Source organism: Microbacterium sp. NPDC090003 (genome assembly GCF_044748385.1).
Lineage (GTDB): Bacteria > Actinomycetota > Actinomycetes > Actinomycetales > Microbacteriaceae > Microbacterium.
In genome coordinates, this window is record NZ_JBIVFW010000001.1 from 289624 (window position 1) to 302797 (window position 13174).

General features: G+C 68.9%; 15 protein-coding genes and 1 tRNA gene. 9 read left to right on the forward strand and 7 right to left on the reverse strand.

Annotation, left to right across the window (positions count from 1 at the left end):
- Positions 1 to 5 precede the first annotated feature (5 nt).
- From ACIPVN_RS01405 to aceE, 4 genes are all read right to left on the reverse strand, one after another.
- Positions 6 to 1007 (reverse strand): beta-ketoacyl-ACP synthase III, encoded by a 1002-nt coding sequence (locus tag ACIPVN_RS01405; RefSeq protein WP_400438465.1) that lies wholly within the window; start codon positions 1005 to 1007, stop codon positions 6 to 8.
- A complete protein-coding gene (locus ACIPVN_RS01410; RefSeq protein WP_400438468.1) occupies positions 1004 to 1924 on the reverse strand; it encodes an ACP S-malonyltransferase in 921 nt (306 codons plus the stop codon). Before ACIPVN_RS01410 ends, ACIPVN_RS01405 begins: the two co-directional genes overlap by 4 nt.
- 100 nt (positions 1925 to 2024) lie before the next feature.
- Positions 2025 to 3221, reverse strand: a complete 1197-nt coding sequence (locus tag ACIPVN_RS01415) for a PucR family transcriptional regulator (protein WP_400443275.1) — start codon at positions 3219 to 3221, stop codon at positions 2025 to 2027.
- A 31-nt stretch (positions 3222 to 3252) separates the two neighbouring features.
- Complete coding sequence (aceE, locus tag ACIPVN_RS01420; protein ID WP_400438471.1) at positions 3253 to 5979, reverse strand: pyruvate dehydrogenase (acetyl-transferring), homodimeric type; 2727 nt, start codon at positions 5977 to 5979, stop codon at positions 3253 to 3255.
- 152 nt (positions 5980 to 6131) lie between these two features.
- Here aceE and ACIPVN_RS01425 point away from each other — a divergent pair.
- Positions 6132 to 6204: transfer RNA gene (locus ACIPVN_RS01425), tRNA-Val, on the forward strand.
- Here ACIPVN_RS01425 and ACIPVN_RS01430 read toward each other — a convergent pair.
- The 3 genes from ACIPVN_RS01430 to ACIPVN_RS01440 are packed head-to-tail and all read right to left on the reverse strand — an operon-like array spanning position 6164 to position 7808.
- Positions 6164 to 6493 (reverse strand): DUF6510 family protein, encoded by a 330-nt coding sequence (locus tag ACIPVN_RS01430; protein ID WP_400443277.1) that lies wholly within the window; start codon positions 6491 to 6493, stop codon positions 6164 to 6166. The genes ACIPVN_RS01425 and ACIPVN_RS01430 overlap by 41 nt on opposite strands.
- Positions 6493 to 7218: an FAD-binding oxidoreductase gene (locus ACIPVN_RS01435; protein ID WP_400438474.1), complete on the reverse strand. Its 726-nt coding sequence runs from the start codon at positions 7216 to 7218 to the stop codon at positions 6493 to 6495. The genes ACIPVN_RS01430 and ACIPVN_RS01435 overlap by 1 nt, the downstream gene beginning before the upstream one ends.
- A complete protein-coding gene (locus ACIPVN_RS01440; RefSeq protein WP_400438477.1) occupies positions 7215 to 7808 on the reverse strand; it encodes a molybdopterin-dependent oxidoreductase in 594 nt (197 codons plus the stop codon). The genes ACIPVN_RS01435 and ACIPVN_RS01440 overlap by 4 nt, the downstream gene beginning before the upstream one ends.
- Before the next feature lie 194 nt (positions 7809 to 8002).
- Here ACIPVN_RS01440 and ACIPVN_RS01445 point away from each other — a divergent pair, with 194 nt between their 5' ends.
- The 8 genes from ACIPVN_RS01445 to fliE all read left to right on the forward strand — a co-directional run bounded on the left by ACIPVN_RS01445 (position 8003) and on the right by fliE (position 13173).
- Positions 8003 to 8860, forward strand: coding sequence for a sigma-70 family RNA polymerase sigma factor (locus tag ACIPVN_RS01445; RefSeq protein WP_400438480.1), 858 nt, complete (start codon positions 8003 to 8005; stop codon positions 8858 to 8860).
- 105 nt (positions 8861 to 8965) lie between these two features.
- Complete coding sequence (locus ACIPVN_RS01450; RefSeq protein WP_247622298.1) at positions 8966 to 9829, forward strand: flagellin; 864 nt, start codon at positions 8966 to 8968, stop codon at positions 9827 to 9829.
- 101 nt (positions 9830 to 9930) lie between these two features.
- Positions 9931 to 11292, forward strand: a complete 1362-nt coding sequence (gene fliD / locus ACIPVN_RS01455; RefSeq protein ID WP_400438484.1) for a flagellar filament capping protein FliD — start codon at positions 9931 to 9933, stop codon at positions 11290 to 11292.
- A 20-nt stretch (positions 11293 to 11312) separates the two neighbouring features.
- Positions 11313 to 11726 carry a flagellar export chaperone FliS gene (gene fliS, locus ACIPVN_RS01460; protein WP_400438487.1) on the forward strand — a complete coding sequence of 138 codons (414 nt, stop codon included), beginning with the start codon at positions 11313 to 11315 and terminating at the stop codon, positions 11724 to 11726.
- 5 nt (positions 11727 to 11731) lie between these two features.
- Positions 11732 to 12007: a hypothetical protein gene (locus tag ACIPVN_RS01465; RefSeq protein ID WP_247622300.1), complete on the forward strand. Its 276-nt coding sequence runs from the start codon at positions 11732 to 11734 to the stop codon at positions 12005 to 12007.
- Between the two features lie 109 nt (positions 12008 to 12116).
- Positions 12117 to 12464 carry a flagellar basal body protein gene (locus tag ACIPVN_RS01470; protein ID WP_247622301.1) on the forward strand — a complete coding sequence of 116 codons (348 nt, stop codon included), beginning with the start codon at positions 12117 to 12119 and terminating at the stop codon, positions 12462 to 12464.
- Positions 12461 to 12853, forward strand: a complete 393-nt coding sequence (locus tag ACIPVN_RS01475) for a flagellar basal body rod protein FlgC (RefSeq protein ID WP_247622302.1) — start codon at positions 12461 to 12463, stop codon at positions 12851 to 12853. The genes ACIPVN_RS01470 and ACIPVN_RS01475 overlap by 4 nt, the downstream gene beginning before the upstream one ends.
- Positions 12853 to 13173, forward strand: a complete 321-nt coding sequence (gene fliE / locus ACIPVN_RS01480; protein ID WP_372491548.1) for a flagellar hook-basal body complex protein FliE — start codon at positions 12853 to 12855, stop codon at positions 13171 to 13173. The genes ACIPVN_RS01475 and fliE overlap by 1 nt, the downstream gene beginning before the upstream one ends.
- Position 13174: the final 1 nt, after the last annotated feature.

The following is a 13174-nucleotide window of genomic DNA, read 5'->3' on the forward strand; positions in this document are numbered from 1 at the left end:
CCCGGTCAGGGAAGCACGACGACCTGAGCCGCGAACACGAGGCCCGCGCCGAAGCCGATCTGCAGGGCGAGTCCGCCCGAGAGCTCGGGATGCTCGGCCATCAGACGGTGGCTGGCCAGCGGGATCGACGCGGCCGAGGTGTTGCCCGTCGTCTCGATGTCGCGGGCGATCACCGTGGTCTCCGGGAGCTTCAACTGCTTGGCGAACTCGTCGATGATGCGCATGTTCGCCTGGTGCGGGATGAAGGCGGCGATGTCGGATGCGTCGACTCCGGCGCGGTCCAGTGCCTCGCGGGCGACCTTCGCCATCTCCCAGACCGCCCAGCGGAACACCGTCTGACCCTCCTGGCGGAGGGTCGGCCACGGCACCTCGCCGTCGCGGAACTCGGTCAGCGTGCCGTTCATGCCGACGGCATCGGCCTTGGAGCCGTCCGACCCCCAGACCGCCGGGGCGATGCCGGGGGTGTCGCTGGGGCCCACGACGGCGGCGCCGGCGCCGTCGCCGAGCAGGAAGGAGATGCTCCGGTCGGCGGGATCGACGATGTCGGAGAGCTTCTCGGTGCCGATCACGAGGGCGTATCGGGCGGCGCCCGCCTTGATGAGCGCATCGGCCTGGGTGATCGCGTACGCGTAGCCGGCGCAGGCCGCATTCACGTCGTAGGCGGCCGCCGGGTTGGCGCCGACCCGATCGGCGACGATCGCGGAGACCGAGGGACTCTGCTTCGGGTTGCTGATGGTGGCGACGATGACCAGATCGATGTCGCTCGCCGGGATCCCGGCCTTCTCGATCGCCTCCGTCGCAGCCTGCGCTGCGAGGTCGATCGCGTCGGTGCCCTTGTCGGCACGCACCCGGGTGATGATGCCCGTGCGCTGACGGATCCACTCGTCACTCGAGTCGATCGGACCGATCAGGTCGTCGTTGGGCACGGCGTTCTCGCCGCGCGCGGCACCGTACGAGTAGATGCGGGTGAAAGCGGGGCCCGTGGCCTGCGTCAGGGTGGCGCTCATGCGGCTTCTCCGTTCAGCAGCGCGACGGCCGCGTCGAGGTCTTCGGGGGTCTTGACGGCGACGCTCGGAACGCCGCGCAGACCGCGCTTGGCGAGCCCGGTGAGCGCACCGGCGGGGGCGAGCTCGATCAGGCCGGTGATGCCCCGCTCGGCGAACGACGCCATGCAGAGGTCCCAGCGCACCGGCGACGAGACCTGGTCGACCAGGTAGTCGAGCGCCTGTGCGCCGCGGGTGACGATCGATCCGTCGCGGTTCGTCCAGAGGGTCAGGGTGGGGTCGGCCGGGGTGACCTCGGCGACGGCGTCGCGCAGGACGTCGACGGCCGGAGCCATGAAGGCGGTGTGGAAGGCGCCCGCGACCTGCAGCGGGATCACGCGCGTTCCCTTGACGGGCTCGGCTGCGAGCGCCTCGAGGCCGGCGAGCTCACCGGCGACGACGATCTGCCCGCCACCGTTGTAGTTCGCAGGCGACAGCCCGAGGTCGTCGAGTCGAGCGAGGACAGCCGTCTCATCGCCGCCGAGGACCGCGCTCATGCCCGTGGGGGTCTGCGCCGCGGCATCCGCCATCGCCCGTCCGCGGATGCCGACCAGACGCATGCCGGTCTCGGCATCGATCACGTCGCTGCCCACCAGGGCGGCGATCTCGCCGACCGAGTGGCCGGCGATGCCGTCGGCGCGGCGCCCGGCGCGCGTGTTCAGGGCGTTGGCCGCGATGAGCGACGCCGCCACGATCAGCGGCTGCGCGATGCGCGTGTCGCGGATGGTGTCGGCATCGGATTCGGTGCCGTGGAGGCGGAGATCGACCTCCGCCGCGTCGGAGTACGACGCGAGGCGCTCGGCCACCCCGTCGAGCTCGAGCCAAGGGGCGAGGAAACCGGGGGTCTGCGAGCCCTGACCAGGGCATACGACGACAATCACATCCCCAGTCTGCCAATGATCGGAGGCAAGCGGTGGATGATTCATCACAAGATTCCGAAGAACGCTTGTGTGTGGCGCACAGCGCCCCGGGAATTGCGGGTCAGCGCGGTACGCGACGCTGCGACGGGCGGCGGCGGGACTGGTCGGCGGCGCCGATCGAACCGAGGATCAACGCCGTCTGCAGGATCAGCGCCTCGCGCGGGCCCGTGGCATCCCAGCCGATCACCTCGCTGACGCGCTTGAGGCGGTACCGCACGGTGTTCGGGTGCACGAAGAGCTCGCGGGCCGTCGCCTCGAGCGAGCGGCCGTTGTCGAGATAGCTCCAGAGCGTCGTGACCAGGTCGGTCGAATGCGCCTGGAGGGGGCGGTAGATCCGCTCGATGAGCGTCTGCTTGGCCAGCGGATCACCGGCGAGAGCCCGTTCGGGCAGCAGATCGTCGGCCTCGACCGGGCGTGGTGCGCTGCGCCAGGCGCGGGCGACCGCGAAACCGGCGAGTGCTGCTCGGGCGCTCTGGCTGGCATCGACGAGCGCGACGACCGCAGGGCCGAGCACGACGTAGCCCGGGCCGAACGAGGGCTCCAGTCGAGACGCGATCTCGAGGAAGGTGAGCTCGTCGTCCTCGGTCTCCTGCTCGTCGTCACGGGCGCGGCCGAGCACGAGGACGAGCCGCGATCCCTGCACGCCGATCAGCACGTCGACCGCCAGCTTGCGGGCGGTGCGTCGCACCTGATCGACGTCGAACTGCGGGGGAGTCGTGCCCACCAGTACCGCGACCTCACCGTGACCGTGCCACCCGAGAGCGGCGATCCGGCTGGGGAGCTCCTCGTCGGCCTCGCCCGTGAGGATCGAGTCGACCACGAGCGCCTCGAGTCGGGCATCCCACAGTCCGCGGGCTTCGGCTGCGCGAGCATAGACGTCGGCGGCTGCGAACGCGACATCGCGCGAGTACAGCAGGATCGCCTCACGGATGTTCTCACCCTTGCCGGCCACGCGCTCCTCGGTGACCTCGACGGTCACGCGGATCAGCTGCAGGGTCTGCTGCAGACTCACGCTGCGGAGCAGCTCGCGCGGGGCGGCGGCGAAGATGTCGGCCGCGATCCACGGCGTCGAGGTGGGGTCGTCGTACCACTGGATGAACGACGTGATGCCCGCCTGCGCCACCAGCCCGACCGCGGAGCGGCGGGCTGGTGGCATGTCGGCGTACCAGGGCAGCGTGTCTTCCAGGCGCTTGATCGTCACCGAGGCGATGTCACCGGAGATCCGGCGCAGCCAGGCGAGGGTCGCGGCCTTGTCCATGCCGGCGGGAGACGAACCTGTCACCGATGACTCAGCTTTCGCCGCCCGCGTTGCCGCTGGTGCCTGCGTTGACATCGTGAAGGCTGTACTTCGCGATGGCCTGCGCGGCCAGCGAGCGGTCGACGACGCCGTCCTCGGCGAGCGACTGCAGCGTGCGCACCACGATCGACGGGCCGTCGATCTTGAAGAAGCGACGTGCCGCGGCGCGGGTGTCGGAGAAACCGAAGCCATCGGCGCCGAGCGTCGCGAATCGCTGCGGGACCCACGGGCGGATCTGGTCCTGGACGGCGTGCATGAAGTCGCTCACCGCGATGACCGGGCCCTCGGCGCCCTGCAGCTTCTGGGTGAGGTAGGCCGTGCGGGGCTCCTCCTCCGGGTGAAGGAAGTTGTGCTCGTCGGCGGCGAGGCCGTCGCGGCGCAGCTCGGTCCAGGAGGTGACCGACCAGACATCGGCGATCACGCCCCAGTCGTTCTTCAGCAGCTCCTGCGCCTCGAGGGCCCAGGGGAGTCCGACGCCCGAGGCGAACAGCTGGGCGCGGTGGCCCTCGCCCTCGCCGACGGAGACGCGGTGGATGCCGCGCACGATGCCGTCGACGTCCACGTTCTCCGGCTCGGCGGGCTGCACGAGCGGCTCGTTGTAGACGGTGATGTAGTACATCACGTTCGGGTCCTCGTGCTCGCCGCCGTACATGCGCTCGAGACCCGAGCGCATGATGTGCGCGATCTCGTAGCCGTAGGCCGGGTCGTACGAGACCGTGGCGGGGTTGGTCGCCGCGAGCAGGTGCGAGTGACCGTCGGCGTGCTGCAGACCCTCACCCGTCAGGGTCGTGCGGCCGGCGGTGGCGCCGATGATGAAGCCGCGCGCCATCTGGTCGCCCGCCGCCCACTGGGCGTCGCCGGTGCGCTGGAAGCCGAACATCGAGTAGAAGAGGTAGATCGGGATCAGCGGTTCGCCGTGCGTGGCGTACGACGTGCCGGCAGCGGTGAACGCCGCGAGCGCTCCCGCCTCGTTGATGCCGACGTGCACGATCTGACCCTGCGGGCTCTCCTTGTAGGCGAGGAGGAGTTCGCGGTCGACAGAGGTGTAGTGCTGGCCGTTCGGGTTGTAGATCTTCGCCGTCGGGAAGTACGCGTCCATACCGAAGGTGCGTGCCTCGTCGGGGATGATCGGCACGATGCGGTGGCCGAAGTCCTTCGAGCGCAGCAGGTCCTTCAGCAGGCGGACGAACGCCATCGTCGTGGCGATCTCCTGCGTGCCGGAGCCCTTCTTGGGGAGCGCGTAGGCGGAGTCGTCCGGCAGCGAGAGACCGACGTGCGTCGAGCGGCGTTCGGGCAGGAAGCCGCCGAGGTTCTGGCGGCGCTCCAGCATGTACTGGATCGTCTCGTCCTGGGGTCCCGGGTTGTAGTACGGGGGCAGGTACGGGTTCTCCTCGAGCTGCGCATCCGTGATCGGGATGTGCATGGCGTCGCGGAACGTCTTGAGGTTGTCCAGCGTCATCTTCTTCATCTGGTGGGTCGCGTTACGGCCCTCGAAGTGCGGACCGAGGCCGTAGCCCTTGACGGTCTTCGCGAGGATGACGGTGGGCTTGCCCTTGTGCTCGGTCGCGGCCTTGAACGCGGCGTAGACCTTGCGGTAGTCGTGGCCACCGCGCTTGAGGTTCCAGATGTCGTCGTCGGAGTAGTTCTCGACGAGGGCGGCGGCACGCTCGTCGCGTCCGAAGAAGTGCTCGCGGATGTATCCCCCGGACTCGGCCTTGAACGTCTGGAAGTCGCCGTCGGGCGTGACGTTCATGAGGTTGAGCAGCGCGCCCTCGGTGTCGCGGGCGAGGAGGTCGTCCCACTCGCGGCCCCAGACGACCTTGATGACGTTCCAGCCGGCGCCGCGGAAGAACGACTCGAGCTCCTGCACGATCTTTCCGTTGCCGCGGACCGGGCCGTCGAGACGCTGCAGGTTGCAGTTGACGATGAAGGTCAGGTTGTCGAGCCCCTCGTTCGCCGCGACCTGGAGCTGTCCGCGGCTCTCGACCTCGTCCATCTCGCCGTCGCCGAGGAAGGCCCAGACGTGCGACTGCGAGGTGTCTTTGATGCCGCGGTTCTCGAGGTACTTGTTCGACATCGCCTGGTAGATCGCGTTGATCGGGCCGAGGCCCATCGACACGGTCGGGAACTGCCAGTACTCCGGCATCAGGCGCGGGTGCGGGTAGGAGGGCAGGCCGTGCGGGGCGTGCGACTTCTCCTGGCGGAAGCCGTCGAGCTGGTCCTCGCTCAGTCGGCCTTCGAGGAAGGAGCGGGCGTAGGTACCGGGGGAGGCGTGGCCCTGGATGAAGATCTGGTCAGCGCCGCCGGGGTTGTCGGCACCCTTGAAGAAGTGGTTGAAGCCCACCTCGTAGAGAGCGGCCGACGACGCGTAGGTCGAGATGTGACCGCCGACGCTGATACCGGGACGCTGGGCGCGGTGCACCGTGATGGCGGCGTTCCAGCGGATCCACGCGCGGTAGCGGCGCTCGACCTCTTCGTCGCCGGGGAACTCGGGTTCGTTCTCCGGGGCGATCGTGTTGATGTAGTCGGTGGTCGGAACCATCGGCACGCCGAGGTGCAGTTCCTTCGAGCGCTTCAGCAGGCTGAGCATGATCTCGCGCCCACGGCCGTGGCCCTTGGCATCGACGAGCTCATCGAGCGACTGCTGCCACTCACCCGTCTCTTCCGGGTCGCTGTCGAGAGAGTCCTGAGAGTACGGATCCTGGTCGTGGACGGTCACGGGGAGCCTTTCGTCAAGCTGGCAGGTCATGCCAAGGAAACGGGAAGCGACGCGGGCAGCCTTGTCGGCTGTGCACAACGCGCGCCGTCCTCAGCCTAGCCCTCTTCCACCATGCGGGTGCGCATCCGCATACGGATACACTGGACGCACCAGGGCCTTTAGCTCAGCTGGTAGAGCGCCACGTTTACACCGTGGATGTCGTCGGTTCGATCCCGGCAGGGCCCACCTCTTCGCCGTCCGCCCATTCGATGGTCGTCAGACCGTCGATGCGGAGCGTCTTCCGCCCCTCGCGATGCAGGTACGTCAGCAGAGTGCGGCGGCATCCGCGGCAGATCAGGATGACGCCGGCCCCATCGATCTCGGCGACGGCGTCGGCGATGACGGCCGCTCGCGCGCAGTGCCCGCAGGTGGCACGCGCGCCCGTCATGTCCCGGCCGAACAGTTCGAGCAGATATCCGCCTGCGGCGTTGCCGTCGACGCGCCGGACGGGCGGGGGTACGGGCATGCGTTCCATCAGGCTCCTCCGAAGCGCTCGGTGCGGATGCGGTCGGGGGCGTGTCCCGCCAGGACGAGGAGATCGGCGACGGCCTCGACGAAGCCGGTCGGACCGCACACGTAGACCGACGGTTCGAGCGATGAGGCGAACGTCGATGCGACGAGGGTCGCGGCATCGACCCGACCGGCCGGACGTGCGAAGCCGGGCGGAGCGACGCGCGAGTAGGCCCAGTCGACGACGAGGCCGTTGCGGGCGAGGCGGTCGATGTCGTCGACGAAGAAGGCATCCTGAGCCGAGCGCACGGCGTAGAGCAACCGCATGGGCGCGCTGCTGCCGGAGTGCTCGTGCGCACGAGCTATCGCCATGAGCGGAACGATGCCCGATCCGCCGGCGATGAGCTGAACGGGCTCGGGGCGATCGGGGGTCCAGACGAAGTAGCCGCCGATCGGGCCGCGGATCTCCAACTCGTCGCCGGGCCGCACGTCCTGGACCAGGTACGGGGAGACCTCGCCGTCGGGCACCTCGTCGACCGCGAGTTCGAGTACCTCACCCGGGCCGGACGAGGCGAGCGAGTAGGACCGCACGGCCTGGTAGCCGTCCTCGGCCGTGAGACGCACATCCACGTGCTGCCCCGCGAGATTGCCGGGCCAGCCGTCGACCCGCAGACCGAGGACACGCCCGTGACTCGCGGCGCTGCGCGTCGTGAGAACGCTCGCCGGGCGCCACAGCGTTGCCGTCGTCACCAGTACCGCTCCTCTTTCCACGGGTCGCCGTGCATGTTGTAGCCGTTCTGCTCCCAGAAACCCGGTGCGTCGTGCTCGCGCAGGTTCACCCCGTGCACCCACTTCGCCGACTTCCAGAAGTAGAGGTGAGGGATCAGGAGTCGAGCCGGGCCCCCGTGTTCGGGAGCGAGCGGCTCGCCGTCGAACTCCAGGGCGATCCAGGCGCGACCGGGGGCGAGGTCGGCGCGGGAGACGTTGGTCGTGTAGCCGCCGTACGAGAAGACCTCGGCGAAGGCCGCGTCGTCGTCGATCTGCTCGAGCAACCGTTCGACCGCGACGCCGCGCCACTGCGTTCCGAGCTTGGACCAGCGGGTCACGCAGTGGATGTCGGTGGTGATCGTCTCGATCGGGAGCGCATGCAGCTCGTCCCACGTCCAGGTGTGCCGAATACCGTCGCGGCCGACGACGACGAACTCCCAGGACTCGGTCGGGATCCGGGGCGTCGGCCCGGCCGACAGCACGGGGAAGTCCTGGGTCAGGTACTGACCGGGAGGGAGCCGCTCATCGGACTCTCGTCTGCGCGCTCCGAATCCGCGGGAGATCACACTCATGTTCGCCTGCCTTCGCTCGTGTGGGGTCATTCAAGCGGATGGGCGGCGGCCGCGCTACGACATCTGTCGAACGTGCGCGCTTCGCCCTGCGTGCGAGGTCGAGCCGACACCCCCACGAAATCAATTATTTACTTGTCTACGTGCAAAACCTGCTAGCTTCACACGTAAATCAGTTGATAACTCAAGGAGCCACGTTGCTGCAGGATTCTGCCTCCTCTGCTGTCTCCGGATCGCGCGCAACCGCCTCGGCCACGGCCGAGCGGCTCGCGCGCGACAACATGGCGTTGGCCACGTTCCTCGCGCTGGAGAAGGCCCGAACGGCCGAGCACGTCGACCTCGATGACCTCATGTCGGCCGCCCGGCTCGGACTCGCCCGTGCGGCGATGACCTACGAGCCCGAACGCGGCATCCCCTTCGGCGCCTTCGCCCGCACCCAGATCACCTGGGCGATGCTCTCGGAGATGCGTCGCGCCGATCCCGCCGGGGAGCGCGGGCGCGACAAGATCGAGCTCATCCGAGCCGCCGGCGACGCCGTGCTCGCCCGCACCGGTCGCGCCGGCACCCCGGCCGAGGTCGCCGAAGAGGCGGGTCTCGACATCGCCGCGGTCAGCGAGATGCTCCACCTGGATGCGATGGTGCGCACGGCCACGAGCTTCGAGGAGCACTTCGATCCCGAATCGGGTCGGCAGGCGGTCGACCTCACCGACAGCATCGTGCTGCCCGAATTCGCCGCGGAGCAGAACGAGACGCGGGACATGGTCGTGCGCGTGCTCGATGCGCTGCCCACTGCGATGCGACGGGTGATCCGGGGGATCTACCTCGAAGACCGCATGGTCAAGGACCTCGCCGACGAGATGGAGGTGAGCCACGCGTACGTCTCCAAGTTGCGTTCGCGCGGCCTCGCCCTCATGCGGGAAGCGATGGAAGCCTGGGAGCAGGGGAGCGCCGGCGACCGGACCAGCCCGGCGAAGGCCGAGTTCTTCGGCGCGCTCTTCGGGCCGGAGAAGCCCGCGAGCCCGCACCGCTCGGAAGACCTCATGCCCGCGATCTGACTTTCCGTAGATCGCCGGTTACGGGACGCGCGAGCTGTCGCGAATGTGGGAGGTGCAGGTCCACGGATGGACCCGCTTCCAGTCCCATAACCACGGAGGATACTCATGGGTCTTCAGATCGCAACCAACGTCAGCGCGCTCAACTCGTACCGCAACCTGTCGAGCAACCAGAACGACGTCTCGAAGTCGCTCGAGAAGCTCTCGAGCGGCCTGCGCATCAACCGCGCAGCCGATGACGCCGCCGGCCTCGCCATCTCCGAGGGCCTGCGCTCGCAGGTCAACGGCCTGAACGTCGCAGCCCGCAACGCTCAGGACGGCATCTCGGTCATCCAGACCGCAGAAGGCCAGCTCACCGAGGTCCACTCCATCCTGCAGCGTGTGCGCGACCTCGCGGTGCAGGCCGGTAACGACTCGAACAACGCGGACTCGCGCAAGGCGATCACCACCGAGGTGACGCAGCTCGTCGACGAACTCGACCGCATCGCCGAGAGCGCCAACTTCAACGGCATCCAGCTGCTCGACGGCACCGCCGGCGCGGCGGGCAACGGTGTGCTGAGCTTCCAGGTCGGCGCCGACGGTTCCGCCTCGAGCCAGATCACCGTCAACCTCGGCACGGCGAACATCGCCACGCTCGCGGCCGACCTGCGCGACGACATCCTCACCACGGCGGATGGCTTCGCCAACCCGACCGTCGCCGCGGCGACGATCGACACGGTCGACGCCGCGATCAAGAGCGTCTCGTCGGCTCGCGCCGACCTCGGCGCGGTGCAGAACCGCTTCGAGTCGACGATCAACTCGCTGCAGGTCTCGGCCGAGAACCTCTCGGCGGCCAAGAGCCGCATCGCCGACACCGACATGGCGGCCGAGATGGTCAAGTACACGGCTGCGAACATCCTGCAGCAGGCGGGCACCGCGATGCTCGCGCAGGCGAACCAGTCCGGCCAGGGCGTTCTCCAGCTGCTCCGTTGAGCCGCCGCGCCTGAGGCGCACCGGGCGCCCGGGCGGGGGACACTCCGCCCGGGCGCCTTCCCCTAAGACCTGCGACACGCCCCGAGGGAAGGCATCCGAGGATGAAACTGGACGGATTGGTCTCCGGACTGAAGACCGGCGAGCTCATCGACGCGCTCATGGACGTGTCGGCGATCCCGAAGAAGCTGATCACCACCAAGATCACCGACCGCACCTCGATCATCACGAACCTGCAGTCGTTGAACACCTCGCTGCAGGCGCTGGTCGAGAAGGCCAAGACCGCGGCGTCCGCCACCTCGCTGGCCGCCTTCACCGCCACGTCGTCGTCCGAGAGCGTCACCGTGAACGCGGGGCCGAAGGCGAGCGCATTCTCGACGAGCATCGTCGTCGACGCCGTCGCCACCGCGCACTCGGTCGTCACCGCGGCTGCGGGCGCGGATTCCTGGGGAGGAGCGTTCACGCTGGTGGCCGCCGACGGCACCCGCACCGAGATCGCGCCCGCCGGTGCATCGCCCCACGATCTTGCCAAAGCCATCAACGCCGCGAAGGCGGGGGTGACGGCGACCGTCGTGCCCGCCGGGACGGATGCCGACGGCGCCCCGCTCTCGCGCATTCAACTGAACGCCGCAGAGACCGGTGCCGAGAACACCTTCACGCTGCACCGCGGTAACGGCGACGATCTCGACGCGGGCACCGCGATCGACCTCGGCACGGAGCCGGGAGCCGCCGTGCTGACGGCCGGTGCCGACGCCCGCATCCGTCTCTTCGCGGGGACCTCGGCCGAGCAGGTGCTGACGAGCGCGAGCAACACGATCACCGTCGGCGACGACGTCACCGTCACGGTCACGAGGCCCAGCGCCGACCCGGTCACGGTCACCGTCGCCCTCGATGCGAAGGCGCAGACGGCCACGGCCGAGGCGTTCATCAAGGAGATCGCCGGTCTCCTCACCCGCATCGACAACGGTTCGAAGGCCACGGTCGGCGCGGTGGGGGAGAAGACCACCCTCGGCGTGTTCACCGGCGACAGCACCGTGCGCAACCTCCGCACAGCCCTGGCCAACGCCGTGCAGCACCCGATCGACGGGGTCTCGCCCTCGAGCATCGGCATCTCGATCAACGAGAAGGGCGTGCTCTCGTTCGACGCCGAGAAGTTCGCCCAGGCACTCGCCGACGATCCCGAGAAGACCCAGGAGCTGTTCTCGGGCGTCGCCGGTCGCCTCGAGGGCGTGGCCGACACCTACTCCGACAAGTACGACGGTCTGCTCACGCAGCGCATCACCGGGCAGGAATCCGAGGTCAAGACCCTCAAGACGCAGGTCGAGCGGTGGGACGTCCGTCTCGAACAGCGTCGGGCGACCCTGGAGCGCACGTACTCGCAACTCGAGGTGCAGCTGTCGAAGCTCGAATCCCAGTCGTCGTGGCTCACCGGGCAGCTCGCCGCCCTCACCGCCACCAAGTCCTGATCGCCGAGGAGAGACAAGCGATGCCCCTGACATCCCTGGAACGCGCCAAGCAGCAGTACCTCGAGCAGCAGGTCGCCTCGGCCTCGCCCGAGCGTCTGCTCACCCTGCTGTACGACCGCCTGCTCGTCGACATCGATCGAGCCGGGGCCGCGCAGGATGCCGAGGACTGGGCGGCCGCGGGCACCCACCTCACCCACGCCCAGCAGATCGTCGCCGAGCTGAGCGGGTCGCTCACCGACGCCTGGGACGGCGCGGCCGACCTGCGCGCGGTGTACACCTACGTCACCGGTCGCCTGATCACCGCGAACATCGGCCGCGATCGGCTGGCCACCGCCGAGTGCCGCGAACTCGTCGCGCCGCTTCGCGAAGCGTGGCACCAGGCCGCAGCGGTGACCTCGGCCGCGGCTCCCGCCCCGGCATCCGCGCTGGGCTGAGTCGCATGACCGACAACCTCGCGTCGTGGCTGGCCGTGCTCGATACGTTCGAGCGTGCGCTCGACGCCGCCGACGACCAGCTCGACCCGACCTTCGAGCCGCCTCCCGGACCCGTGCCCGAAGAGCTGCGTGAACGCGCGGAGGCGGTGCTGGCGCGTCAGCAGATGATGATCCGCGGTCTCACCGCCTCGCGGGCGAACGTCGCGCGTGAACTCGCCGCGCTCCGTCGGGTGCCGACGGGGTCGCCCGACGCTCCCGCGTACCTCGACGTCGAAGGATGAGCGGCGGCGGTTACGCCGACGCCGCACTGTCGCGATAGTCGGCCACGAGCACGGATCGCTCGACGCAGGCCACGGATCGGCTTCTCCACCACACATCCGGGGTGCCGCCGTGCTCGAATCCGTAACCTCCTCCGCGCTGATCAGCGCGCTCGACGGTCTGGCGCTGCGCCAGCGTTCCATCGCCGAGAACATCGCGAACGTCAACACGCCCGGCTACCAGGCGAAGCGGGTGCAGTTCGAGGACGAGCTGCGTCGCGCGGTCGACGGCGGATCGGGGTCGGTCGCCGCGACCGTCGAGCGCTCGCTCGAGCCCACCCGCCTGAACGGCAACAACGTGAACCTCGACACCGAGACGCTGTCGAACATCGACACCGTGCTCCGGTTCCAGTTCGCCAGCCAGGCGATCGGCGGCCAGGCGGCCTCGATCACCAAGGCGATCGGCCAGGCATCCGCATGACCTTCGACGCGATCGGCATCGCCGGCACCGGACTGAACGTGCACCGCAAGTGGCTCGACGCGCTCAGCGACAACATTGCGAACGTCAACACCGCCACACCGGCCGGTGAAGAGGCGTTCCGAGAGAAGTTCGTCACGGTGCAGGCGGGTACCGAGAGTCCGGGCGTCTTCGTCGCCGGGGTCGTCGAATCGGAGGCCGAGGCGAAGCTCGTCTACGACCCCGAGCATCCGTACGCGAACGAGGACGGGTACGTCCAGTACCCGAACGTCGAACTCGGCGACCAGATGAGCATGCTGATCCTCGCCCAGCGCGGCTACGAGGCGAACGCCGCCGTCGTCGACCGCGCCAAGACCACCTACGAGGCCGCCCTGCAGATCGGACGCAACTGATGTCGACCCCCATCGACGCGATCTCCGCCACCGGCGTCAGTCCGATGTCGGCCCTCAGCTTCGAATCCGGTGCCGACGGCACGGGATCCTCTGCCTCGGCGGGCGCCTTCGCGACGTCGATGTCCGGCGCGATCGAGAACCTGCAGCAGTTGCAGTCGACCTCGAACGAGCTCGCCGTGCAGGCCGTCACCGGTGACCTGCAGGACATCCACCAGGCCATGATCGCCTCCGCCCGCGCCGGCGTGACCCTCGACCTCGTGGTCGCGATCCGTGACCGCAGCGTCTCGGCGTTCAACGAGATCATGCGGATGCAGGCCTGAT

Bases quoted from the DNA above. Each gene is read 5' to 3' on its own strand.
- ACIPVN_RS01475 (WP_247622302.1), top strand. From the start codon at position 12,461: ATGACCTTCGACGCGATCGGCATCGCCGGCACCGGACTGAACGTGCAC.
- ACIPVN_RS01405 (WP_400438465.1), bottom strand. From the start codon at position 1,007: ATGAGCGCCACCCTGACGCAGGCCACGGGCCCCGCTTTCACCCGCATC.
- ACIPVN_RS01430 (WP_400443277.1), bottom strand. From the start codon at position 6,493: ATGGAACGCATGCCCGTACCCCCGCCCGTCCGGCGCGTCGACGGCAAC.
- fliE (WP_372491548.1), top strand. From the start codon at position 12,853: ATGTCGACCCCCATCGACGCGATCTCCGCCACCGGCGTCAGTCCGATG.
- ACIPVN_RS01440 (WP_400438477.1), bottom strand. From the start codon at position 7,808: ATGAGTGTGATCTCCCGCGGATTCGGAGCGCGCAGACGAGAGTCCGAT.
- ACIPVN_RS01415 (WP_400443275.1), bottom strand. From the start codon at position 3,221: ATGGACAAGGCCGCGACCCTCGCCTGGCTGCGCCGGATCTCCGGTGAC.
- ACIPVN_RS01450 (WP_247622298.1), top strand. From the start codon at position 8,966: ATGGGTCTTCAGATCGCAACCAACGTCAGCGCGCTCAACTCGTACCGC.
- fliD (WP_400438484.1), top strand. From the start codon at position 9,931: ATGAAACTGGACGGATTGGTCTCCGGACTGAAGACCGGCGAGCTCATC.
- fliS (WP_400438487.1), top strand. From the start codon at position 11,313: ATGCCCCTGACATCCCTGGAACGCGCCAAGCAGCAGTACCTCGAGCAG.
- ACIPVN_RS01465 (WP_247622300.1), top strand. From the start codon at position 11,732: ATGACCGACAACCTCGCGTCGTGGCTGGCCGTGCTCGATACGTTCGAG.